17 protein-coding genes and 1 pseudogene are annotated in these 23118 nt (G+C 67.4%); 17 read left to right on the top strand and 1 reads right to left on the bottom strand.

Features of this window, described 5'->3' with window-relative positions; all coding sequences use genetic code 11:
- Positions 1-13 precede the first annotated feature (13 nt).
- From ABFO07_RS10930 to ABFO07_RS10850, 17 genes and pseudogenes are all read left to right on the top strand, one after another.
- Positions 14-1072, top strand: coding sequence for a sulfate/molybdate ABC transporter ATP-binding protein (locus ABFO07_RS10930; RefSeq protein WP_059560494.1), 1059 nt, complete (start codon positions 14-16; stop codon positions 1070-1072).
- 93 nt (positions 1073-1165) lie between these two features.
- The gene (locus ABFO07_RS10925) at positions 1166-2092 is read left to right on the top strand and encodes a CysB family HTH-type transcriptional regulator (RefSeq protein ID WP_059560497.1); all 927 of its coding nucleotides are present in this window, start codon (positions 1166-1168) and stop codon (positions 2090-2092) included.
- A 340-nt stretch (positions 2093-2432) separates the two neighbouring features.
- Positions 2433-3383 carry a sugar ABC transporter substrate-binding protein gene (locus ABFO07_RS10920; RefSeq protein WP_059806965.1) on the top strand — a complete coding sequence of 317 codons (951 nt, stop codon included), beginning with the start codon at positions 2433-2435 and terminating at the stop codon, positions 3381-3383.
- Between the two features lie 145 nt (positions 3384-3528).
- Entirely contained in the window at positions 3529-5136 is a 1608-nt protein-coding gene (locus ABFO07_RS10915; RefSeq protein ID WP_060017242.1) for a sugar ABC transporter ATP-binding protein, read from the top strand.
- Positions 5133-6149 carry an ABC transporter permease gene (locus tag ABFO07_RS10910; protein ID WP_059906238.1) on the top strand — a complete coding sequence of 339 codons (1017 nt, stop codon included), beginning with the start codon at positions 5133-5135 and terminating at the stop codon, positions 6147-6149. Before ABFO07_RS10915 ends, ABFO07_RS10910 begins: the two co-directional genes overlap by 4 nt.
- A gap of 32 nt (positions 6150-6181) precedes the next feature.
- Positions 6182-7225 (top strand): LacI family DNA-binding transcriptional regulator, encoded by a 1044-nt coding sequence (locus ABFO07_RS10905; RefSeq protein WP_059906240.1) that lies wholly within the window; start codon positions 6182-6184, stop codon positions 7223-7225.
- Positions 7222-8163, top strand: a complete 942-nt coding sequence (rbsK, locus tag ABFO07_RS10900; protein ID WP_059994260.1) for a ribokinase — start codon at positions 7222-7224, stop codon at positions 8161-8163. The genes ABFO07_RS10905 and rbsK overlap by 4 nt, the downstream gene beginning before the upstream one ends.
- A gap of 193 nt (positions 8164-8356) precedes the next feature.
- Entirely contained in the window at positions 8357-10114 is a 1758-nt protein-coding gene (locus ABFO07_RS10895; protein WP_059886043.1) for a methyl-accepting chemotaxis protein, read from the top strand.
- Positions 10115-10633: 519 nt separating this feature from the next.
- Positions 10634-12556, top strand: coding sequence for a PrkA family serine protein kinase (locus tag ABFO07_RS10890; protein WP_017332327.1), 1923 nt, complete (start codon positions 10634-10636; stop codon positions 12554-12556).
- Between the two features lie 123 nt (positions 12557-12679).
- Entirely contained in the window at positions 12680-13948 is a 1269-nt protein-coding gene (locus ABFO07_RS10885) for a YeaH/YhbH family protein (RefSeq protein ID WP_059923889.1), read from the top strand.
- Positions 13945-15624 carry a SpoVR family protein gene (locus tag ABFO07_RS10880; protein ID WP_059560524.1) on the top strand — a complete coding sequence of 560 codons (1680 nt, stop codon included), beginning with the start codon at positions 13945-13947 and terminating at the stop codon, positions 15622-15624. The genes ABFO07_RS10885 and ABFO07_RS10880 overlap by 4 nt, the downstream gene beginning before the upstream one ends.
- A 239-nt stretch (positions 15625-15863) precedes the next feature.
- Positions 15864-17168: an MFS family transporter gene (locus ABFO07_RS10875; RefSeq protein WP_059806953.1), complete on the top strand. Its 1305-nt coding sequence runs from the start codon at positions 15864-15866 to the stop codon at positions 17166-17168.
- Between the two features lie 266 nt (positions 17169-17434).
- The gene (locus ABFO07_RS10870) at positions 17435-18544 is read left to right on the top strand and encodes an agmatine deiminase family protein (RefSeq protein ID WP_059886039.1); all 1110 of its coding nucleotides are present in this window, start codon (positions 17435-17437) and stop codon (positions 18542-18544) included.
- Between the two features lie 209 nt (positions 18545-18753).
- A pseudogene (locus ABFO07_RS10865) lies at positions 18754-18930 on the top strand (alpha/beta hydrolase); the annotation flags it as partial.
- 195 nt (positions 18931-19125) lie between these two features.
- Complete coding sequence (locus tag ABFO07_RS10860) at positions 19126-19941, top strand: ABC transporter substrate-binding protein (RefSeq protein ID WP_059807246.1); 816 nt, start codon at positions 19126-19128, stop codon at positions 19939-19941.
- 119 nt (positions 19942-20060) lie between these two features.
- Entirely contained in the window at positions 20061-20783 is a 723-nt protein-coding gene (locus tag ABFO07_RS10855; protein ID WP_059806943.1) for an amino acid ABC transporter permease, read from the top strand.
- Between the two features lie 16 nt (positions 20784-20799).
- Positions 20800-21528, top strand: coding sequence for an amino acid ABC transporter permease (locus ABFO07_RS10850; protein ID WP_059806940.1), 729 nt, complete (start codon positions 20800-20802; stop codon positions 21526-21528).
- Between the two features lie 24 nt (positions 21529-21552).
- Here ABFO07_RS10850 and ABFO07_RS10845 read toward each other — a convergent pair whose 3' ends face one another.
- Positions 21553-22803, bottom strand: a complete 1251-nt coding sequence (locus ABFO07_RS10845) for a M23 family metallopeptidase (protein ID WP_230959054.1) — start codon at positions 22801-22803, stop codon at positions 21553-21555.
- Positions 22804-23118: the final 315 nt, after the last annotated feature.

Below are 23118 nucleotides of genomic sequence, written 5' to 3'. Positions count from 1 at the left end.
AGAGGCAAGCACCATGGGCATCACCGTACGTCATCTTCAGAAGCGCTTCGGCGATTTCACGGCGCTCGACAACGTCTCGCTCGACTTTCCGCCGGGCGAGCTGGTCGCGCTGCTCGGGCCGTCGGGCTGCGGCAAGACCACGCTCCTGCGCGTGATCGCGGGCCTCGAGCACGCGGACGCGGGGCAGGTCGTGCTGCAGGGCCAGGACGTCGCGTCGGTCGGCGCGCGCGACCGCCAGGTCGGCTTCGTGTTCCAGCACTACGCGCTGTTCCGCCACATGACCGTGTTCGAGAACGTCGCGTTCGGGCTGCGCGTGAAGCCGCGCCGCGAGCGGCCGTCGGAGGCCGTGATCCGCGACAAGGTGCACGAGCTGCTGAAGCTCGTGCAGCTCGACTGGCTCGCGCAGCGCTATCCTTCCGAGCTGTCGGGCGGCCAGCGGCAGCGCATCGCGCTCGCCCGCGCGCTCGCGGTCGAGCCGAAGGTGCTGCTGCTCGACGAGCCGTTCGGCGCGCTCGACGCGAAGGTCCGCAAGGAACTGCGCAGCTGGCTGCGGCGCCTGCACGACGACCTGCACATCTCGACGATCTTCGTCACGCACGACCAGGAAGAAGCGCTCGAGGTCGCGGATCGCATCGTCGTGCTGAACCGCGGCCGCGTCGAGCAGGTCGGCAGCCCGCAGGACGTCTACGACCATCCGCAGAGCGCGTTCGTCTACGAGTTCCTCGGCGCGGCGAACCGGCTGCCGGGCACGGTCGCCGATCGCGGCTTCGTCGCCGAGGGCGCGGCCGCGCCGATCGAGGTCGATGCCGATTTCGCCGGGCCGGCGCATGCGTACGTGCGTCCGCACGACCTGCAGCTCTGGCCGACGGGCGAAGGGCGCCGGGACGGCATCGCGGTGGACGTGCGCCGCGTCGTGCCGCTTGGCGGCTCGGTGCGCGTCGAGCTCGAGGCGCGCGCCGGCGGCGCGCTCGAGGCGGAGCTCGACCGCGATGCATGGCGTGCGCTCGCGCTGCAGGTCGGCGACGGCGCGACGGCCGTGCCGCGCGCGGTGCGCGTGTTTCCGGCGCGCTGAGGCCGCGCGCGGGGCAGGGGCGGAAATCGGCTTCGAAACGGTTTCGATGCAACGATCCAACACCAAACAAAAGAGAGCCTAAGAGGCATACCCATGAACTTTCAGCAACTGCGCTTCGTGCGCGAGGCCGTGCGCCAGAACATGAACCTGACGGAAGTCGCGAACGTGCTGTACACGTCGCAGTCGGGCGTGTCGAAGCAGATCAAGGACCTGGAGGACGAACTCGGCGTCGACATCTTCATCCGGCGCGGCAAGCGGCTCACCGGGCTCACCGAGCCCGGCAAGGCGGTGCACCAGCTGATCGAGCGGATGCTGCTCGACGCGGAGAACCTGCGCCGCGTCGCGCGCCAGTTCGCCGACCAGGACAGCGGCCACCTGGTCGTCGCGACCACCCACACGCAGGCGCGCTATGCGCTGCCGAAGGTGATCCGCCAGTTCACCGAAGTATTCCCGAAGGTGCATCTCGCGCTGCGCCAGGGCAGCCCGCAGCAGATCGCGCAGATGATCCTGAACGGCGAGGCCGACCTCGGCATCTCGACCGAGGCGCTCGACCGCTACCCGGACATCGTCACGTTCCCGTGCTACTCGTGGCACCACACGGTGGTCGTGCCGAAGGGCCATCCGCTCGTCGGCCGCGAGAACCTGTCGCTCGACGACATCGCCGAGTATCCGATCATCACCTACGACCAGGATTTCACCGGCCGCTCGCACATCGACCAGGCGTTCGCGCAGGCGGGCGCGGTGCCGGACGTCGTGCTGACCGCGATCGACGCGGACGTGATCAAGACCTATGTGGAACTCGGCATGGGCATCGGCGTGGTCGCGGCGATGGCGTACGACCCGCAGCGCGACACGGGGCTCGTCGCGCTCGACACGCAGCATCTGTTCGAGGCGAGCACGACGCGGGTCGGCCTGCGCAAGGGCGCGTTCCTGCGCGCATATGCGTACCGGCTGATCGAGATGTTCGCGCCGCACCTGAACGAGGCCGAAATCGCCGGGCAGTTGCGCGAAGCCGTCTGACGGTTCGCTTGCGGGGCGCCGCGCGGCGTCCCGAAGCGGCGCGCCGTCTTGGCGGCCGCCCTCCGCATCCTCCCGCGCGCCTGCTCCGAATAAACCCTTAATTATTGTTCAGACGGGTTGCGCACCGGCGAGAAACGGTCCAGCATACCCTCACTCCGCCGGCGGCCTGCCGGCGGTCGCGTATCAACGCACAGCCCGCGCCCGGCAGCCGGCCGTCTGCCTCGCATCCCTTCAGCGGTACCGAATGCATCGATGGCCACGGTTCGGGACGTGTGACGCAAACGTTTGCTCACATTAAAACAACAACCGGCCCCACGGGGCCATTCGCCAGGAGATGGGTATGAATGTTCACTTTCGTCGTCGCTTCCTGACCGCCGCGATCGCGGCCATCGCGTTCGCCGCCGTTCCGGGCGCGCACGCGCAGCCGTCCGGCAAGCCGAAGGTCGCGCTCGTGATGAAGTCGCTCGCCAACGAGTTTTTCCTGACGATGGAAACCGGCGCGAAGGAGTACCAGAAGCACAACGCGGCCCAGTTCGACCTCGTCACCAACGGCATCAAGGACGAGACCGACACCGCGAACCAGATCCGCATCGTCGAGCAGATGATCGTGTCGAAGGTCGATGCGATCGTGCTCGCGCCGGCCGATTCGAAGGCGCTCGTGCCGGTCGTGAAGAAGGCGGTGGACGCGGGCATCACCGTCGTCAACATCGACAACCGGCTCGATCCGGACGTGCTGAAGTCGAAGCACCTGAACGTGCCGTTCGTCGGCCCCGACAACCGCAAGGGCGCGCTGAAGGTCGGCGACTTCCTCGCGAAGAAGCTGAAGGCGGGCGACCAGGTCGGCATCGTCGAGGGCGTGTCGACGACGACCAACGCGCAGCAGCGCACGGCCGGCTTCCAGGACGCGATGAAGGCAGGCGGCATGAAGGTCGTGTCGGTGCAGTCGGGCGAATGGGAAATCGACAAGGGCAACGCGGTGGCCGCCGCGATGCTCAACGAGTACCCGAACCTGAAGGCGCTGCTGTGCGGCAACGACAACATGGCGATCGGCGCGGTGTCGGCCGTGCGCGCGGCCGGCAAGCAGGGCAAGGTCTACGTGGTCGGCTACGACAACATCAACGCGATCAAGCCGATGCTGAAGGACGGACGCGTGCTCGCGAGCGCCGACCAATACGCCGCGAAGCAGGCGGTATTCGGCATCGACACGGCGCTCAAGGCGATCGCCGAGCATCGCCGGCAGGCCGACATGTCGGGCGTGGTCGAGACGCCGGTGGACCTCGTCACGAAGTAACGCCGCCGCGGATACGGCGCGCCGCCCTCAAGAATCCGGCGCGGCGGCCGTTATCCGGGGTGAGCGCGATCACGGCCACTGTGTGCCACTTGTGAGCGTCAACCCCGCGTGCTGCTCGCCGCGCGCGGCCGCAACCAGGATCGCGATGGAACCGACCTTCCAACCCTCCCGTTCAGCCGCCCCCGTGCTGACCGTCTCCGGCATCGGCAAGACCTATGCCGAGCCGGTGCTCGCGGATGTGTCGCTGACGCTCGCGCCGGGCGAGGCGCTGGCGCTGACGGGCGAGAACGGTGCGGGCAAGAGCACGCTGTCGAAGATCGTCGGCGGGCTCGTCGCGCCGACCGCCGGCACGATGCAGCTCGGCGCTCGCGCGTATGTGCCGGCGAGCCGCACGCAGGCCGAGGCGCTCGGCGTGCGGATGGTGATGCAGGAGCTGAACCTGCTGCCGACGCTGTCGGTCGCCGAGAACCTGTTCCTGAACCGCCTGCCGCGCCGCTTCGGCATCATCGATCGCCAGCGCCTGCGCAACGATGCGCGCGCCGCGATGGCGCAGGTGGGCCTCGACGCGGTCGACCCCGATACGCCCGTCGGTGCGCTCGGCATCGGCCACCAGCAGATGGTCGAGATCGCGCGCAACCTGATCGGCGACTGCCGCGTGCTGATCCTCGACGAGCCGACCGCGATGCTGACCGCGCGCGAAGTCGCGCTGCTGTTCGAGCAGATCGACCGGCTCAAGGCGCGCGGCGTCGCGATCGTCTATATCTCGCACCGGCTCGAGGAACTCGCGCGGGTGGCCGAGCGCGTCGCGGTGTTGCGCGACGGGCGGCTCGTGCATCTCGGCGAGATGGCCGCGACGGCCACCGAGCGCCTCGTCACGCTGATGGTCGGGCGCGAGATCGGCGAGCACATCGACCTCGGCGAACGCCATATCGGCGCGCCGCGGCTCGTCGTGTCGGGGATGACGCGCGAGCCGGCCGTGCGCGACGTGTCGCTCGAGGTGCGCGCCGGCGAGATCTTCGGCATCTCCGGGCTGATCGGCGCGGGGCGCACCGAGCTCCTGCGGCTGATCTACGGCGCGGATGCGCCGGACGCCGGGATGATCGCGGTGGGCGAGCCGCCGCAGCCGGCGCGGATCCGCTCGCCGGTGGACGCGGTGCGGCACGGCATCGCGCTGATCACCGAGGACCGCAAGGGCGAGGGCCTGCTGCTGTCGCAATCGGTCACGGCGAACGTGTCGCTCGGCCAGCTCGACCGGCTCGCCCGGGCGGGCGTCGTCGACGGCGCCCGCGAGGCGGCGCTCGCCGCGCGCCAGATCGACGCGCTGCACATCCGCACGCACGGCGCGTCGCAGCCGGTCGGCGAACTGTCGGGCGGCAACCAGCAGAAGGTCGTGATCGGCCGCTGGCTCGCGCGCGACATGGGCGTGCTGCTGTTCGACGAGCCGACGCGCGGGATCGATGTCGGCGCGAAGTTCGAGATCTACACTTTGATGGGCGCGCTCGCGCGCGAAGGCCGCGCGCTCGTCGTCGTGTCGAGCGACCTGCGCGAGCTGATGCTGATCTGCGACCGGATCGGCGTGATGTCGGCCGGCCGCATGACCGCCGTGTTCGAGCGCGGCAACTGGACCCAGGATGCGCTGCTGGCCGCGGCGTTCGCCGGCTTCGGCCGCGACGGGGCCGCGCGCGATCCGGCTGCCGGGCGCGCGCAGGGCGCCGCACCCGGCGATGAGAAGACGACAGGACGATCGAGATGACCCAGCCTCCCGCCACTCCGACCGATACGCCCGCCCAGCCGGCGGCCGAACGCCGCGCGCGCACGTTGTCCGGCACGCGGCTCGGCGTGTCGAACTACCTCGGGCTCGCCGGCGCGCTGGTCGCGATGATCGCGCTGTTCTCGGCGCTGAGTTCCCATTTCCTGACCTACGACACGTTCAGCACGATCGCGAACCAGATTCCCGATCTCGTCGTGATGTCGGTCGGGATGACTTTCGTGCTGATCATCGCGGGCATCGACCTGTCGGTCGGCTCGGTGCTCGCGCTCGCCGCGTCGATGGTGAGCGTCGCCGCGCTCAAGTGGCAGTGGGGGCCGCTGCCGGCCGCGCTGATCGGCATCGCGGCCGCGACCGCGACGGGCACGCTGACGGGCGCGGTCACGGTCGGCTGGCGGATTCCGTCGTTCATCGTGTCGCTCGGCGTGCTGGAAGGCGCGCGCGGGCTCGCGTACCAGCTGACGAATTCGCGCACCGCGTATATCGGCGACGCGTTCGACTTCCTGTCGAACCCGATCGCGGTCGGCATTTCGCCGGCATTCCTGATCGCCGTGCTGGTGATGATCGTCGCGCAGTTCGTGCTGACGCGCACCGTGTTCGGCCGCTACCTCGTCGGCATCGGCACGAACGAGGAAGCCGTCCGGCTTGCCGGGGTTAACCCGAGGCCGTATAAAATCCTCGTGTTCGCGCTGATGGGCGCGCTGGCCGGGCTGGCGTCGCTGTTCCAGATCTCGCGCCTCGAGGCGGCGGATCCGAACGCCGGCAGCGGGCTCGAGCTGCAGGTGATCGCGGCGGTCGTGATCGGCGGCACGAGCCTGATGGGCGGGCGCGGCTCGGTGATCAGCACGTTCTTCGGCGTATTGATCATCTCCGTGCTGGCCGCGGGGCTCGCGCAGATCGGCGCGAACGAGCCGACCAAGCGGATCATTACCGGCGCGGTGATCGTCGTGGCGGTCGTGCTCGATACGTATCGCAGCCGGCGCGCACGCGCACGGTAAGAACAACAGAACAGACCAGAGAGAAACGGGAAATGGCGACGATCAAGGATGTTGCAGCCATGGCGGGCGTGTCGTTTACGACGGTATCGCACGTCGTGAACAATTCGCGGCCGGTGTCCGCGGACGTACGCGCCAAGGTCGAAGGGGCGATTCGCGAGCTGAACTACGTGCCGTCGGCCGTGGCGCGCTCGCTGAAGGCGCGCGCGACGGCCACCATCGGGCTCGTCGTGCCGAACAGCACGAATCCGTACTTCGCCGAGCTCGCGCGCGGCATCGAGGATCAGTGCGCGGCGAACGGCTATTGCGTGTTCTTCTGCAACTCGGACGACGATCCAGTCAAGCAGCGCAACTATCTGCGCGTGCTGCAGGAAAAGCGCATCGACGGGCTGATCGTCGCGTCGGCGGGCGACGACGCGGTGCTCGCGCAGACGCTCGCCGACGCGCATGCGCCGCTCGTCGTCGTCGACCGCAACATCGAGGGGCTGGCGGCCGATCTCGTGCAGATCGACCACGAGCGCGGCGCCTACCTGGCGACCCGCCACCTGCTCGAACTGGGCCACGCGAAGATCGGCTGCATCACCGGTCCGACGGACACGGCCGTCAGCGCGATGCGCGTGCACGGCTTCATCCGCGCGATGGCGGAACGCACGATCGACATCGTGCCGGGCGCAATCGCGGAAAGCGATTTCTCGTGCCTCGGCGGCTATCACGCGGCGTCGCGGCTGTTCGAGACGGTGCGCCCGAGCGCGATCTTCGCCGGCAACGACCTGATGGGCGTCGGCGCGCTGCGCGCGGCGGCCGAGCGCGGCATCCGCGTGCCGGACGACTGCTCGATCATCGGCTTCGACGACATCGAATTCTCGCGCTATACCTATCCGGCGCTGTCGACGGTCGGCCAGTCGGTGCGTGCGCTCGGCGAGATGGCCGCGCAAACGCTGATCGAGCGGATCGGCGGCGGGTCGAGTGCTGCGCCGAGCGCCGCGCCGAGCCGCCGGCGCGTCGTGTCGCCGCGCCTCGTGCTGCGCGAATCGACCGCCATCTACCGCGAGCCGGCGCCGGCCGGCAGCCGCGCATGACGGCGCGCGCCACGGGCGGGGCGCCGCGCGCCGGCCGCGTGACCGTCGTCGGCAGCCTCAACATGGATCTCGTCGTGCGTGCGCCGCGCCTGCCGCTGCCGGGCGAGACGCTCGCCGGCCACGCGTTCGCGCAGGCCGCGGGCGGCAAGGGCGGCAACCAGGCGGTCGCCGCCGCGCGGCTCGGCGCGCAGGTCGCGATGATCGGCTGCGTCGGCGCGGATGCGCACGGCGCCGCGCTGCGCGCGGGCCTCGAAGCCGAAGGGATCGACTGCGCGGGCCTTGCGACCAGCGCGGCCGCGTCGACGGGCGTCGCGCTGATCGTCGTCGACGACGCGAGCCAGAACGCGATCGTGATCGTCGCGGGCGGCAACGGCGAGGTGACGCCGGGCACGATTGCCCGCCACGACGCAGCCATCGCCGCGGCCGACGTGCTGATCTGCCAGCTCGAGACGCCGCCGGACGCAGTGTTCGCGGCGCTCGCCGCCGGGCGGCGGCTCGGCCGCACGGTCGTGCTCAATCCGGCGCCGGCTGTCGCGCCGCTGCCGGCGGGCTGGCTGCCGCTCGTCGATTACCTGATTCCGAACGAGGTCGAGGCGGCCGCGCTGACGGGCCTGCCGATCCGCGACCCGGCCGACGCCGAGGCCGCCGCGCGCGCGCTGCAGGCGGGCGGCGCGCGCAACGTGCTGGTCACGCTCGGCGCACGCGGCGTGCTGGCGCTGACGGCGGACAACGCGGCGCGCCACTATCCGGCGCCCGCGGTGCAGGCAGTCGATACGACGGCCGCCGGCGACACCTTCATCGGCGGCTTCGCCGCGCAGCTCGCGGCCGGCGCCGACGTCGATGCCGCGATCCGCTTCGCGCAACGCGCGGCGGCGCTTTCCGTGACGCGCGCCGGCGCGCAGCCGTCGATCCCGACGCTCGCCGAGCTCGCGGACTGACCATTCGTCTCAAAAAATGCCGCGGTAACGCGCGAATTATTGCGCCGCATGCAATCAGCAGATGAATTGTGCGTAATTTTGCGTAAAACACCATCAAGTCGAGCCGATTGTTGTCGTAAATCCTGTGTGTGAAGCGAACGCTTCTGGGGCGACGGGCCCGGCCCGTCAACGACGACGCAAGACAGGAAAAGCGATGGTGTTGAGAGACCTGACGATTCGTGCCCGCATCGGGCTGGCGATGGCGATTCTGGCGGGGCTGCTGTGCACGCTCGGCGTGCTGGGGCTGATCGGCATGGGCCGCGCGAACGACGCGACCCAGGACATATTCACGAACCAGATGCCGAGCGCGGTCAACGTCGCGGTTGCGGAACTGTACGCCGCGCGCGAGCGTCTCGCGCTCGACCGCGCCGCGCTGCTGGTCGGCACGCCCGATTCGGCCGAGGCGGTCGCGCGCAGCCGCAAGATGCGCGAGCAGTCGGACGTGTGGTGGCAGAAGTACATGAACCTGCCTCGCGACGCCGACGAGGACAAGCTCGCACAGGACGTGGTCGCGAAGCGCCAGGTGCTGCAGCGGGGATTCGACACGTTCGCGGCGGTGGTCGCGTCGAACGATCACGAGCGGATCGGCGAAGGCGCGAAGCAGCTGCAGGTGCTGTTCAACGATCTCGCGGTATCGGACGAGACGTTGCGCAACTTTCAGTTCACCACCGGGCAGGCCGGCTTCGCTCACGCGCAGTCGGTCTACTCGATCTCCCGCATCGTGACGATCATCGCGCTCGTGGTCGGGCTGGGCCTCGCACTGATGGCCTATATCGCGCTGAGCCGCGCGATCACCCGGCCGCTCGCCGACGCACTCGCGCATTTCGATGCGATCGCGTCGGGTGACCTGCGCCGCCGGATCGTCGCGCACAGCCGCAACGAAATGGGGCAACTGCTGGAAGGGCTTGCGCAGATGCAGCGCGGGCTCGTCGAGACCGTCGGCACGGTGCGCAGCAGCAGCGAATCGATCGCGACCGCGGCGAAGCAGATCGCGGCCGGCAACATCGACCTGTCGTCGCGTACCGAGGAACAGGCGTCGGCGCTGCAGGAAACCGCGTCGAGCATGGAACAGCTCACCGGCACCGTGAAACAGAACGCGGACAATGCACGCCAGGCGAGCGCGCTCGCCGCGAACGCGTCGGAGATTGCAAACAAGGGCAATTCGGTCGTCGGGCAGGTGGTCGGCACGATGGGCGAGATCAACCAGAGTTCGGCAAAGATCGCGGACATCATCGCGATCATCGAAGGGATCGCGTTCCAGACCAACATTCTCGCGCTGAATGCGGCGGTCGAGGCCGCGCGCGCCGGCGAGGAAGGCCGCGGCTTCGCGGTGGTTGCGGGCGAGGTGCGCAGCCTCGCGCAGCGCTCGTCGGCGGCCGCGAAGGAGATCAAGATGCTGATCGACGCGTCGGTCGAACGCATCCGGTCCGGCTCGACGCTCGTCGACGAGGCAGGCAGCACGATGACGGAAGTGATCGCCGCCGTGCAGCGCGTGACCGACATCATGGGCGAGATCGCCGCCGCATCCGAGGAACAGAGCGGCGGCATCGACCAGGTCGCGCGCGCGGTCACGCAGATGGACGAGGTCACGCAGCAGAACGCGGCGCTCGTCGAGGAAGCTGCCGCGGCTGCGCAGTCGCTGGACGAGCAGGCTGCGCGCCTGCGTGTGACGATGTCGGTGTTCCAGATCGAGGAGGGCGCGGCGCAGCGTCGTGCGGCCGAACCGGTTGCCGTGCGTGCGGCGGTGCGCGCACAGCCCGCGCCGGCGGCCGCCGTGCGCGACAGCCACGACGCACCCGCGCCGCGCGCGAGCGCCGCGCCGCCGGCCCGCAAGCCGGCCGCCGCGCCGCAGCCGGCTGCGCCGGCACCGGCGCTGGCCGCCTCCGGCAACGACGACTGGGAAACGTTCTGATTCGCCGCGACGGCGACGATCCGCGCGCCGCGCATCCCTCCCCATTTGCACGACCATGAACGCCCGCATCCAGCGGGCGTTTTTGCATCCGCGGCCGGCTCGCGACGCGGTGCCGACGATGCCGCGCGGACGCATTCACACATCCGTCATACGGGTATCTCCGTAAGGGTCATGCGAGAAAAAATTTTGTAACGGCGGGTTCCGGCTGTCGTCCGAAACGCAGGCTCGCGCGTATAGGGATGAAGGGGAGGTGGCGAGAGATTCGCGAAGGCCGGCGCGTCCAACACACAAGACGTTCCGGTGCTCGACGAGACAGGGCGGATGCTGTTTCGGCGAGTCGGGGCATTGATTGTAAAGCGACGAAAAAAGTTGTCCAAGTCGTGTGGTGCCCGACGCGAAGCTCAGACAATGAGTTCGTGAAAAAAAATAAGAAAGGGTTTAGGATGAATTCGAACGCGCTTGCTTCTGCGCAGTCACACGAAGGCAGGCACGTCTTCAGACTAAGGCGAGGGAGGTAGCATGGATATTTATAGCAGCTTCGCGAACCGCTTCGAAAAAACGCGAGAGGAGGAACTCTCGCTGGAGGAGTATCTCGCGCTCTGCAAGAACGATCCATCCGCGTATGCTACGGCCGGCGAACGCATGCTGGCTGCGATCGGGGAACCAGAACAAATCGATACCCGCAACGAACCGCGCCTGTCGCGGATCTTTGCGAACAAGGTCATCAAGGTCTATCCCGCGTTCCGTGAGTTCTACGGAATGGAGGACGTGATCGAGCAGGTGGTCGCGTATTTCCGCCACGCCGCGCAAGGGCTCGAAGAGAAGAAGCAGATCCTCTATCTGCTCGGCCCGGTGGGCGGCGGCAAGTCGTCGATCGCCGAGCGCCTCAAGCAACTGATGGAACGCGTGCCGTTCTATTCGCTGAAGGGTTCGCCCGTCAACGAATCGCCGCTCGGGCTGTTCGACTACGACGAGGACGGGCCGATACTCGAAGAACAGTACGGCATCCCGCGCCGCTACCTGAAGACGATCCTCAGCCCGTGGGCCGTCAAGCGCCTGCACGAATTCAACGGCGACATCCGGCAGTTCCGCGTCGTGCGCCGCTATCCGTCGATCCTGCGGCAGGTCGGCATCGCGAAGACCGAGCCGGGCGACGAGAACAACCAGGACATCTCGTCGCTGGTCGGCAAGGTCGACATCCGCAAGCTCGAGCAGTACGCGCAGGACGATGCCGACGCCTACAGCTATTCCGGCGGCCTGTGCCTCGCGAACCAGGGCCTGCTCGAGTTCGTCGAAATGTTCAAGGCGCCGATCAAGGTGCTGCACCCGCTGCTGACGGCCACGCAGGAAGGCAACTTCAAGGGCACCGAGGGCTTCGGCGCGATTCCGTTCGACGGGATCATCCTCGCGCACTCGAACGAGTCGGAGTGGAAGGCGTTCAAGAACAACCGCAACAACGAAGCACTGCTCGACCGGATCTTCGTCGTGAAGGTGCCGTACTGCCTGCGCGTGTCGGAAGAGATCAAGATCTACGAGAAGCTGATCCGCAACTCGTCGCTGGCCGAAGCCGTGTGCGCGCCGGGCACGCTGAAGATGATGTCGCAATTCTCGGTGCTGTCGCGGCTGCACGAGCCGGAAAACTCGAGCCTGTTCTCGAAGATGCAGGTGTACGACGGCGAGAACCTGAAGGATACCGACCCGAAGGCGAAGTCGTACCAGGAATATCGCGACTACGCGGGCGTCGACGAGGGCATGACGGGCGTGTCGACGCGCTTCGCGTTCAAGATCCTGTCGCGCGTGTTCAACTTCGATTCGACCGAAGTGGCGGCGAACCCGGTGCACCTGATGTACGTGCTCGAACAGCAGATCGAGCGCGAGCAGTTCCCGCCGGAAACCGAGCAGAAGTACCTGTCGTTCGTGAAGGACGTGCTCGCGTCGCGCTACGCGGAATTCATCGGCAAGGAGATCCAGACGGCCTACCTCGAGTCGTATTCGGAATACGGCCAGAACATCTTCGATCGCTACGTCACGTACGCGGACTTCTGGATCCAGGACCAGGAATTCCGCGATCACGATACGGGCGAGAGCTTCGACCGCGCCGCGCTGAACGCGGAGCTGGAGAAGATCGAGAAGCCGGCGGGGATCAGCAATCCGAAGGATTTCCGCAACGAGATCGTGAACTTCGTGTTGCGGGCGCGGGCCGCGAATGCCGGCAAGAATCCGGTGTGGACGAGCTACGAGAAGCTGCGCGTCGTGATCGAGAAGAAGATGTTCTCGAACACCGAGGAACTGCTGCCGGTCATTTCGTTCAACGCGAAGGGCTCGGCGGAAGAGCAGCGCAAGCATGAGGACTTTGTGAACCGGATGGTCGCGAAGGGCTATACGCCGAAGCAGGTGCGGCTGCTTTGCGACTGGTACCTGCGCGTGCGCAAGTCGTCATGACCTGCGTTGCGCAGCGCCCGTGCGGCCTGGCCGCACGGGCAACTTCAGAGACGCCGCCCGCATGACGGGAGACGGCATGCGGCGAGCGTCCCGGCATATCGACTTACGAGCGGGAGACCGGGCGTGCTTCATCAAATCATCGACCGCAGGCTAGCCGGCAAGAACAAGAGCATTGCCAACCGCGAACGCTTTCTGCGTCGCGTCAAGAACTACATTCGTCGCGCCGTGTCCGATGCGGTGCGCGACCGTAGCATCAAGGACATCCAGAGCACCCAGAGCATCACGATCCCGCGCAAGGACATCGCCGAGCCGACGTTCCGGCACGGGCCGGGCGGGCGCCGCGAGCACGTGCATCCGGGCAACGAGGATTACGTGCGCGGCGACAAGATCCCGCGGCCGCAAGGCGGCTCGGGCGGCGGCGGCAGCCAGGCCAGCAACGAGGGCGAAGGGCAGGACGACTTCGTGTTCGAGCTGTCCCGCGACGAGTTCATGCAGTACTTCTTCGACGATCTCGAACTGCCGCGCCTCGTGAAGACGCACCTGCTGACGGTGCCGAGCTGGAAGAACGTGCGCGCGGGCTGGTCGGCGGAAGGCACGCCGAACAACATCGACGTCGTGCGTTCGCTGAGGAGTGCGCTCGGCCGCCGCATCGCGCTCGGCTCGCCGCTCGTCAACGAGCTGCACGAGCTCGAGGCGCAGCTCGAAGCGCTCAAGCGCGACCCCGAGGATCGCCGCACGGAGATCGCCGCGCTCGAGGACCAGATCCATCACCTGAAAGGGCGCATCTGGCGCATCCCGTTCATCGACCCGTTCGACCTGCGCTACATCAACCGCGTGAAGCAGCCGCAGCCGTCGAGCCAGGCGGTGATGTTCTGCCTGATGGACGTGTCCGGCTCGATGGACGAGCAGCGCAAGGATCTCGCGAAGCGCTTCTTCATCCTGCTGTACCTGTTCCTGAAGCGCAACTACGAGCGCATCGAGGTGGTGTTCATCCGCCACCACACGCGCGCGGAGGAGGTCGACGAGGACACTTTCTTCCACTCGACCGAAAGCGGCGGCACGGTGGTGTCGAGCGCGCTCGAGCTGATGCGCAAGGTGCAGAGCGAGCGCTACTCGCCGACCGAGTGGAACATCTACGGCGCGCAGGCGTCGGACGGCGACAACTGGACGGACGATTCGCCGAAGTGTCGGAAAATCCTGGAAGAGGATATCCTCACGAAGACGCGTTACTTCGCGTACATCCAGGTGGCGCCGGAAGAGCAGAATCTCTGGCTGGAATACGCGCAGTTGATGCAGTCGCAACCGCATCTCGCGATGAAAAAAGTGGAATCGGCTGCCGACATTTACCCGGTGTTTCGTGAATTGTTCGAAAAGCAGGTGGAAATGTCATGACATCCCGCCATCTGCACAGCGAATCGCGCGGCTACCAGCCGCGCCGATCCGGCGACGACACCGCAGGCCATGACGCAACGCAGCAACGCGATCGGGCCGAACCGTCGACGCCGCCCGCCGACTTGCCCGGTGCCGGGCAGAAGGAAGCGCGTATGAACGTTGCCGATCGCAGGCCGCTGCCGTGCCCGTCCGACTGGACCTTCGAGCTGCTCGAGGAATACGACACGCATATCGCGCAGGTTGCCGAGCAGTATGAGCTCGACATCTACCCGATCCAGCTCGAGCTGATCAGCGCCGAGCAGATGATGGACGCGTACGCGTCGGTCGGGATGCCGGTCAACTACCGGCACTGGTCGTTCGGCAAGCATTTCCTGTCGACCGAGAAGAGCTATCGCCGCGGCCAGATGGGGCTCGCCTACGAGATCGTCATCAATTCGAACCCGTGCATCGCGTATCTGATGGAAGAGAACACGATGACGATGCAGGCGCTCGTCATCGCGCACGCGGCGTACGGGCACAACTCGTTCTTCAAGGGCAACTACCTGTTCCGGTTGTGGACCGATGCGCACGCGATCATCGACTACCTCGTCTACGCGAAGAACTACGTCGCCGAATGCGAGGAGCGCTTCGGCCTCGACCGCGTCGAGGAGCTGCTCGACTCGTGCCACGCGCTGATGAACTACGGCGTCGACCGCTACAAGCGGCCGCAGAAGCCGTCGCTGTCGAAGGAAGCGGCGCTGCGCCGCGAGCGCGAGGCGTACATGCAGTCGCAGATCAACGAGCTGTGGCGCACGCTGCCGAACCGCAAGCCGGAGCTCGCGGAGGAGCAGGAAGAACGCTATCCGCCGGAGCCGCAGGAAAACCTGCTGTATTTCGCGGAGAAGAACGCGCCGCTGCTCGAGCCATGGGAGCGGGAAGTGATCCGCATCGTGCGCAAGATCGGCCAGTACTTCTATCCGCAGCGGCAGACGCAGGTGATGAACGAAGGCTGGGCGACGTTCTGGCATTACACGCTGCTCAACACGCTGTACAACCAGGGCAAGCTGGAAGACGGCTTCATGATGGAGTTCCTCCATTCGCACAGCAACGTGATCTACCAGCCGCCCGTCACGAAACCGTACTACAGCGGGATCAACCCGTATGCGCTCGGCTTCTCGATGATGAGCGACATCCGGCGGATCTGCGAAGCGCCGACGGACGAGGACTACAAGTGGTTCCCCGAGCTCGCGGGCAGCCCGTGGCTGCCGGCCATGCATTACGCGATGCGCAACTTCAAGGACGAGAGCTTCATCGCGCAATACCTGTCGCCGCACCTGATCCGCGAGATGCGGCTGTTCTCGGTGCTCGACGACGACATGCGCGATTCGCTCGAGGTGTCGGCGATCCACGACGACTCCGGCTACCAGTACGTGCGGCAGGCGCTGTCGCGGCAGTACGACATCCATCATCGCGAACCGAACATCCAGGTGTGGGCGGTCAACACGCGCGGCGATCGCAGCCTCACGCTGCGCCACTTCATGACCGACAACCGGCACCTGTCGAACGACAGCGACGAGGTGCTCAAGCACATGGCGCGGCTGTGGCAGTTCGACGTGTACCTGGAAAGCGTCGACGAGGCGGGCACCGTGCGCAAGCGCTACGAGTGCCGCTATACGCCGCCCGAAGTGCGCGTGTGAGCGGCATGCGCCGGTGCGCCTGATGTCGGTCGACGCCAGCCCGCGGGCTGGCGTTTTCATATGACGACGGGATGTCCGGAGAAAAATCTTCTCCATCCGGGCGAATCCGGACAGCTCTTTTCATCGCGTTTCGCTAAAATCCGGTGGCGCCATGCGCCAGAACCGGTGCCACGCGCTTCCGCACGCGGCGGTGTCGCAGCCGTCACGCCCAAAAGCACTACAAAGGAACAGACCAACCCATGGACGTCCAGACCGACCAAGCCGTGCCGTCCGCGCACGACACCCGGCGGCGCGTGTTCGCCATCGTCGGCGCCTCGTCGGGCAACCTCGTCGAGTGGTTCGACTTCTACATCTACTCGTTCTGCGCGCTGTACTTCGCGCCCGCGTTCTTCCCGAGCGGCAACACGACGACGCAGCTGCTGAACACCGCCGGCGTGTTCGCGGCCGGCTTCCTGATGCGCCCGATCGGCGGCTGGCTGTTCGGCCGCATCGCCGATCGTCACGGCCGCCGCGCCGCGATGATGATCTCGGTGCTGATGATGTGCGGCGGCTCGCTCGTGATCGCGGTGCTGCCGACCTATGCGCAGATCGGCGCATTCGCGCCGCTGCTGCTGCTGATCGCGCGGCTGTTCCAGGGGCTGTCGGTGGGCGGCGAGTACGGCACGAGCGCGACCTACATGAGCGAAGTCGCGCTGAAGGGGCGGCGCGGCTTCTTCGCGTCGTTCCAGTACGTGACGCTGATCGGCGGCCAGCTGTGCGCGCTGCTCGTGCTCGTGATCCTGCAGCAGACGCTGTCGACCGCGGAGCTGAAGGCGTGGGGCTGGCGCATTCCGTTCGTGGTCGGCGCGGCGGCCGCGCTGGTCTCGCTGTACCTGCGCAAGTCGCTCGACGAGACGTCGACCAGCGCGTCGCGCGACAAGAAGGATGCCGGCACGATTCGCGGCGTGTGGCAGCACAAGGGCGCGTTCTTCACGGTGGTCGGCTTCACGGCCGGCGGCTCGCTGATCTTCTACACGTTCACGACGTACATGCAGAAGTACCTCGTGAACACGGCCGGCATGCATGCGAAGACCGCCAGCAACGTGATGACCGTCGCGCTGCTCGTCTACATGCTGCTGCAGCCGGTGTTCGGCGCGCTGTCCGACAAGATCGGCCGCCGCATGTCGATGATCCTGTTCGGCGTGTGCTCGGTGATCGGCACGGTGCCGCTGATGCATGCGCTGAAGGACGTGCAGAGCCCGGTCGCGGCGTTCGCGCTGATCACGGTCGCGCTCGCGATCGTCAGCTTCTACACGTCGATCAGCGGCCTGATCAAGGCCGAGATGTTCCCGCCCGAAGTGCGCGCGATGGGTGTCGGCCTGTCGTATGCGGTCGCGAACGCGATCTTCGGCGGCTCGGCCGAGTACGTCGCGCTGTGGTTCAAGTCGATCGGCAGCGAGGAGACGTTCTACTGGTATGTGACCGCGCTGTGCGCGATCTCGCTGCTCGTGTCGTACCGGATGCGCGATCCGAGCAAGGAAGGGTACCTGCGTCACGAGCCGTGATCGGTTGCATACCAACCCCCGGCTTCATGATTAACGTCCCGCCTGCTGGCGGGACGTTTTTTTTGAGCCTCGCCATGGACGAGCAAGCGCGCGGGACATCGCCCGGCCGGGCCGCCGCCTCGAAACCGGGCGGAAAATCAGGGGCGGAATGCTGGCATCAAGATATGAGAAAACTTGATCGATTCAACCAGGAAAAATCAATATCGATCAAGTCTGATCTGCCTCACAATCGCCGCCTGTCACATCCAGGAACAGAGAGCACGACGATGACGACACGACGTCAGATACTGAAGCGGGGCCTGTTCGCCTCGGGTTCCGCGCTGCTGGCCGGCACGCTGGGCGGCGCATGGAGCGGCGCGGCCCGCGCGCAAGGTGCGACGTGGCACATGCCCGACGAGGGCGCGCCGCATACGGCCACCTGGATGGCGTTCGGCCCGAGCGAGGACATCTGGGGCGCGCGGCTGCTGCCCGTGGTGCGCGAGAACCTGGCCGCCATCGCGAAGGCGATCGCCGCGCACGAGCCGGTCAAGATGCTGGTGCGGGAACAGGACTATGCGATTGCATCGCGCCTGTGCGGCGCATCGGTCGAGCTGGTCCAGCATCCGGTCGACGATCTGTGGATGCGCGACACGGGGCCCGTGTTCGTGAAGCAGGCGTCGGGGCAGCTCGGCGGCGTGAACTTCAATTTCAACGGCTGGGGCAACAAGCAGGAACACGATCAGGACGCGGAAGTCGCGCCGTTCGTGGCCGGGCGCGCCGGGGCGCGGCTGCTCGACACGCGGCTGGTGCTGGAAGGCGGCGGCATCGAGGTGGACGGCGAGGGCACGGCGATCATCACGCGCAGCTGCGTGCTCAATCCGAACCGGAATCCGGGCGTCAGCCAGGCGCAGTGCGAAGCCGAGCTGAGCCGCCTGCTCGGGCTGAAGAAGATCATCTGGCTGCCCGGCATCGCGGGCAAGGACATTACCGACGGGCATACCGACTTCTATGCGCGCTTCACGAGCCCGGGCGTCGTGGTGGCCGGGCTCGATACGGATCCGTCGTCCTACGATCACGCGGTTACGCGGCGGCATCTCGAGATCCTGCGGCAAGCGACCGACGCGAAGGGGCGGGCGCTGAAGGTCGTGGTGCTGCCGGGGCCGAAAACCGTGCGGCGCAAATACGAGAACGCGGAGTTCGCGGCCGGCTACATCAATTTCTACGTCTGCAATCGCGCGGTGATCGCGCCGGCATTCGGCGACAGCCGCGCGGACAAGAATACGCGCGATACGCTCGTCGACCTGTTCCCGGGCCGCGACGTGATCCAGCTCGACATCGACGGCATTGCCGCGGGCGGCGGCGGCATTCACTGCGCGACCCGGGAAGTGCCGGCATGAGCACGCGTCGCGGCCGCGCACGATCGCCCGGTCCGTGGACGGCAGATGGCCGTCATATCGATATCGAAATCGCTTCGTTGCCCGTCGCACGCGATTTCCTTAATCTGAACCGGTAGTTCGTGTGACACCTCCTTGACTGGGATTCGCGCCCGCTGCTTGCAGCGGGCGCCTTTTTTTGTGCGCCGCGTCCCTTGGCGGCCGAGTCCGAGTGGTACCCGATCTCGAGCGACGACCGGATGATCGCGCCGGAGAACCCGCAGCGGATGGCGGCGCGCATGCAGCCGCGCAAGACGATCACGCTCGCGGCAAGCCATGCGTCGCTCGCGTCGAAGCCCGTCGAGGTCGCCGCGCTGATCGACGAGGCCGCGACCGCGCCGGCCGCGTGACGAACGGGCGCGCCGCGCCGAATGGCCGTCGCATGCCTTCATCACGAAATCCGCAGAGCAAAGCACCATTTCTTGGTTCGGCCGCGGCGAGCACGCTGATACGTTAGCGGCTTCACGGCACCACCCGTCGTGAAGTTCCTCGAACCGGGCCGCCGCGTGATCCGCGACGGTCCTCATAACAATCAGGTCGTGCTCATGAAATTCCACACGCTCGCCAGCTGGCTCGTCGGCGCCGCGCTCGTCGCCGCCGGCACCGCCGCACACGCAGACCGTCTCGACGACATCAAGAAGGCCGGCGTGCTGCGCGTCGCCACCTTCGACAGCAACCCGCCGTTCGGTTACGTCGACGGGAAGACCAACCACATCGTCGGCCTCGACGTCGACTACGCGAAGGCGCTCGCCGACAAGCTCGGCGTGAAGCTGCAGTTGCAGCCGACCAATCCGGCGAACCGCATTCCGTTCCTGACCTCCGGCAAGGTCGATCTCGTGCTCGCGAACTTCACGATCACCGACGAGCGTGCGAAGCAGGTCGATTTCAGCATTCCGTACTTCTCGTCGGGCCAGCAGTTCCTTGCGAAGAAGGGCGTGCTGAAGTCGGCCGAGCAGTTGAGCGGCCTGCGCGTCGGCGCGGACAAGGGCACGACGAACGAGATCACGCTGCGCGAGAAATTCCCGAAGGCGACGATCGTCGCGTACGACGACACGCCGTTCGCGTTCGCCGCGCTGCGCGCCGGCAACGTGCAGGCGATCACGCAGGACGGCCCGAAGCTGATCGGCCTGCTCGCGAACGTGCCGGACAAGCAGAACTACGAGATTCCCGCGTTCACCATCTCGAACGACTACATGGGCGTGGGCGTGCCGAAGGGCGAGACGCGCCTGCTCGGCTTCGTCAACGACACGCTGAAGGGGCTCGAGTCGAGCGGCCGCGCGACGCAGATCTACGACGCGTGGTTCGGCCCGACGACGAAGACGCCGCTCACGCGCATCTTCCGCATCGGCGACAAGACCTGACCTGACCCGAACGCGACCCGCGCGCCGCGATGTGCGGCCGGCCCCGGCCGGCGCGCGCGTCGCGGCGCATTCCTGTTGACTTTCGATGATCGCGGGCGCCGAGCGTCCGCGCCACATGCATGCTCGGGCTGGCTCCCAAATATTTGTCATGGCTCTGGCAGGGCTTCCTGCTGACGCTCGGCCTGGCGGCCGCGTCGGCCATCGCCGCGACCGCGGGCGGGCTCGTGCTCGCGATCCTGCGCCATGCGCGTCACCGCGCGTGGCGCGCCGCCGCCGCGGCCTACGTCGTCACGTTCCGCAACACGCCGCTGCTGGTTCAACTGCTGTTCTGGTATTTCGGCGTCGCGTCGCTGCTGCCCGACACGTGGGTCGCGTGGCTGAACGCGCGCCATGCGTGGCACGCGGGCCCGGTCACGCTCGCGTGGCCGTCGTTCGAATTCGTCGCGGGCTGGGTCGGGCTGAGCGCGTATACGGCCGCGTTCGTCGCCGAGGAGTGCGAGGCGGGCCTGCGCGGCGTGCCGGGCGCGCAGCGCGACGCCGCCGTGGCGCTCGGCCTCACGCCGCTGCAGGCGCTGCGCTACGTGATCCTGCCGCAGGCGGTGCGCATCGCGCTGCCGCCGCTGTTCGGGCAATACATGAACCTCGTGAAGAACTCGTCGCTGGCGATGGCGATCGGCGTTGCGGAGCTGTCGTATGCGTCGCGGCAGGTCGAGACGGAAACCTTCAAGACGTTCGCCGCGTTCGGCGTCGCGACCGTGCTGTACATCGCCGCGGCCGCCGCGATCGAGGCCGTCGCGTATGCGGCCGCGCGATGGCGCGACCGGCTCGGTGTGGCCGGCTAGGCGCGGGGCATTGACGATGGATCTCTCGCTGCTCGCCAACAATCTTCCTTACCTGCTCGTCGGCGCGTTTCCGGACGGGCCGCTCGGCGGCGCCGCGCTGTCGCTCGTGCTGGCCATGGCGTCCGCGTTCGCGTCGGCGGTGCTGGGCGTCGCGCTCGGCGTCGCGATGGCGCTCGTGCGCGGCTGGGCGCGCGTGCCGCTGCTCGCGTTCATCGGCTTCTTCCGCGCGATTCCGGTGCTGATGCTGATCTTCTGGACGTATTTCCTGATGCCGATGCTGCTGCACACGGACGTGCCGGGGCTCGCGACGGTGGTATGCGCGCTGGCGCTGATCGGCGGCGCGTATCTCGCGCACGCGGTGCATGCGGGCATCGTCGCGGCCGGCGCCGGGCAATGGCAGGCCGGGCTGTCGCTGGGCCTCACGCGCTGGCAGACGGTGCGCTACGTGCTGCTGCCGCAGGCGATCCGGATCATGACGCCGTCGTTCGTCAACCAGTGGGTCGCGCTCGTGAAGGACACGTCGCTCGCGTACATCGTCGGCGTGCCGGAGCTGTCGTTCGTCGCGACGCAGGTGAACAACCGGCTGATGGTGTACCCGGCGCCGATCTTCCTGTTCGTCGCCGCGATCTATCTCGTGCTGTGCACGTCGCTCGACGGCGCGGCGCGCTGGCTGCTGACGCGCAGGCCGCGCGCGGCCCGTGCCGCCCGCATCGGCGGCGAGCGCGCGCAGCCGGCGCGACGTTGACGGGCAGGGCGGACTCGGCGCGCGTCAGGACGCGGTGTAGTGCGTGTTGAACACCGCGCGCAGCGTCGACTTGTCGCGCGCGAAATCGCCCCACAGCGGGCCGTCGGTTTGCGCGAACGCGAACGGCGCGGTGCTGATCGACGCGAGGCGGAAGCGCCATTGCGCGGCTTCCTGGCGGAATGCGGTGAGTTGCATGTCGGATAGCGCCGTCTGCGCGCTCGCGAGCGTGACGAGCGGGTCGACCGGCTGATCGGCAGCGCGCACCTCGAAATGCAGGTGCGGGCCCGTGGCCGCGCCGGTCATCCCGACCGAGCCGAGCCGTTGGCCCTGCTTGACGGGCTCGCCGACCTTCAGCCCGTGCGCGAACGCGGACAGGTGCGCGTAGTAGGTCGAATAGCCGTCGGCGTGGTCGACGATCACGTATTTGCCGTAGCCGCCCGGATCGGTGCCGACGAACGACACGGTGCCGTCGGCCGCAGCGTCGACGCGGGTGCCGGACGGCGCGGCGAGATCGACGCCGGTATGGAACGCCATCTCCTGCGACAACGGATGGACGCGCTCGCCGAAGAACGAGCTGATGCGCGTCCACTTGACGGGCATCGTGAACGCGGCCGCTTCGAGCGGCGTGCCGTCGAGCATGTAATACGCGCCCTTGTCGGCGCCCGGCGGCTTGAACCACAGCGCGCCGAACGTGCGGCCGGCCACGCGCAGCTCGAGCGCGGTGAGGCGCGGCGCGCTGCCGGTCGTGTCGAACGCGACGCGGTAGTAATCCCCGCGGTGCGCGCTTTCGCGCATCGGCACCTTGCCGCTGACGAGATCGCCGAGCTGGATCCGCACTTCGGGCGGCAGGTCGAGACGGTTCAGCGTATCGGACAGCGTCAGCTCGATGTCGCCCGCGCGCAGCCCGTGCTCGGGCTGGGGCGGCGCGAGCGTAAACAGGTTCGCATAGCCGAGCATGTCGTTGCGGTGCGCGCTGAGCGGCGCGAACAGGCCCGGCTGCGCATTGCGCTCGCCGATCGACCGCGCAAGCTCGCTCGCGACGAAATGCTCGGCGCTGGGAAACGGGGTATCCGACAGCACGCGCTGCGGCGTCGCGGCCGCGCCGGTATCGACGGCGCCCGGCAGTTGCGACACGGCCGGCAGCGTGACGACCGCGAGACCGAGCGTGGCGAGGGCGCCGAGCACGGCGGCCGGCAGGAGCGCGCGCACGCGCCGCCGTGTGCGCGGGGCGGAAACATCAGGGTAGGCGGTGGGTTTGACCAAGGCTATCCACATCCAGGAAAACGGTTCGACGAAAGGGTGTGGGCAAGGTCCACGGGCCGCGCGCGCATCGGGTGTCGACGGGACGGAAGGTGGGCGTGCAACAAAACAGGCCCCGCAAGGGGCCCGTGTCGTTTCCGTTCGACCCAACGGCGCGGGACGCAACCCGCTTCGAACGGCGCCGCGATTGCCGGGTCAGGACCCGGATATCACGAAGACGCTATTTCAAGTGACAGCGCCAGTCTACCGATGTTCCGCAAAAAGTAGAAAATTTAAAACAGGGTCGGGATTACTGTTCCGCAGAGCGGTAATTCGAGATAAATCAGGTGT

It is taken from the genome of Burkholderia stagnalis (assembly GCF_039848545.1).
In the GTDB taxonomy this organism is placed as follows: Bacteria; Pseudomonadota; Gammaproteobacteria; order Burkholderiales; family Burkholderiaceae; genus Burkholderia; species Burkholderia stagnalis.
The sequence above is the reverse complement of the archived record's forward strand: the minus strand, read 5'-3'. Positions and strand labels throughout refer to the sequence as shown.

Bases quoted from the DNA above. Each gene is read 5' to 3' on its own strand.
- ABFO07_RS10845 (WP_230959054.1), bottom strand. From the start codon at position 22,803: ATGTGGATAGCCTTGGTCAAACCCACCGCCTACCCTGATGTTTCCGCC.
- ABFO07_RS10925 (WP_059560497.1), top strand. From the start codon at position 1,166: ATGAACTTTCAGCAACTGCGCTTCGTGCGCGAGGCCGTGCGCCAGAAC.
- ABFO07_RS10930 (WP_059560494.1), top strand. From the start codon at position 14: ATGGGCATCACCGTACGTCATCTTCAGAAGCGCTTCGGCGATTTCACG.
- ABFO07_RS10910 (WP_059906238.1), top strand. From the start codon at position 5,133: ATGACCCAGCCTCCCGCCACTCCGACCGATACGCCCGCCCAGCCGGCG.
- ABFO07_RS10850 (WP_059806940.1), top strand. From the start codon at position 20,800: ATGGATCTCTCGCTGCTCGCCAACAATCTTCCTTACCTGCTCGTCGGC.
- ABFO07_RS10880 (WP_059560524.1), top strand. From the start codon at position 13,945: ATGACATCCCGCCATCTGCACAGCGAATCGCGCGGCTACCAGCCGCGC.
- ABFO07_RS10915 (WP_060017242.1), top strand. From the start codon at position 3,529: ATGGAACCGACCTTCCAACCCTCCCGTTCAGCCGCCCCCGTGCTGACC.
- ABFO07_RS10875 (WP_059806953.1), top strand. From the start codon at position 15,864: ATGGACGTCCAGACCGACCAAGCCGTGCCGTCCGCGCACGACACCCGG.
- ABFO07_RS10905 (WP_059906240.1), top strand. From the start codon at position 6,182: ATGGCGACGATCAAGGATGTTGCAGCCATGGCGGGCGTGTCGTTTACG.
- ABFO07_RS10920 (WP_059806965.1), top strand. From the start codon at position 2,433: ATGAATGTTCACTTTCGTCGTCGCTTCCTGACCGCCGCGATCGCGGCC.
- ABFO07_RS10860 (WP_059807246.1), top strand. From the start codon at position 19,126: ATGAAATTCCACACGCTCGCCAGCTGGCTCGTCGGCGCCGCGCTCGTC.
- ABFO07_RS10890 (WP_017332327.1), top strand. From the start codon at position 10,634: ATGGATATTTATAGCAGCTTCGCGAACCGCTTCGAAAAAACGCGAGAG.
- ABFO07_RS10855 (WP_059806943.1), top strand. From the start codon at position 20,061: ATGCTCGGGCTGGCTCCCAAATATTTGTCATGGCTCTGGCAGGGCTTC.
- ABFO07_RS10870 (WP_059886039.1), top strand. From the start codon at position 17,435: ATGACGACACGACGTCAGATACTGAAGCGGGGCCTGTTCGCCTCGGGT.
- rbsK (WP_059994260.1), top strand. From the start codon at position 7,222: ATGACGGCGCGCGCCACGGGCGGGGCGCCGCGCGCCGGCCGCGTGACC.
- ABFO07_RS10895 (WP_059886043.1), top strand. From the start codon at position 8,357: ATGGTGTTGAGAGACCTGACGATTCGTGCCCGCATCGGGCTGGCGATG.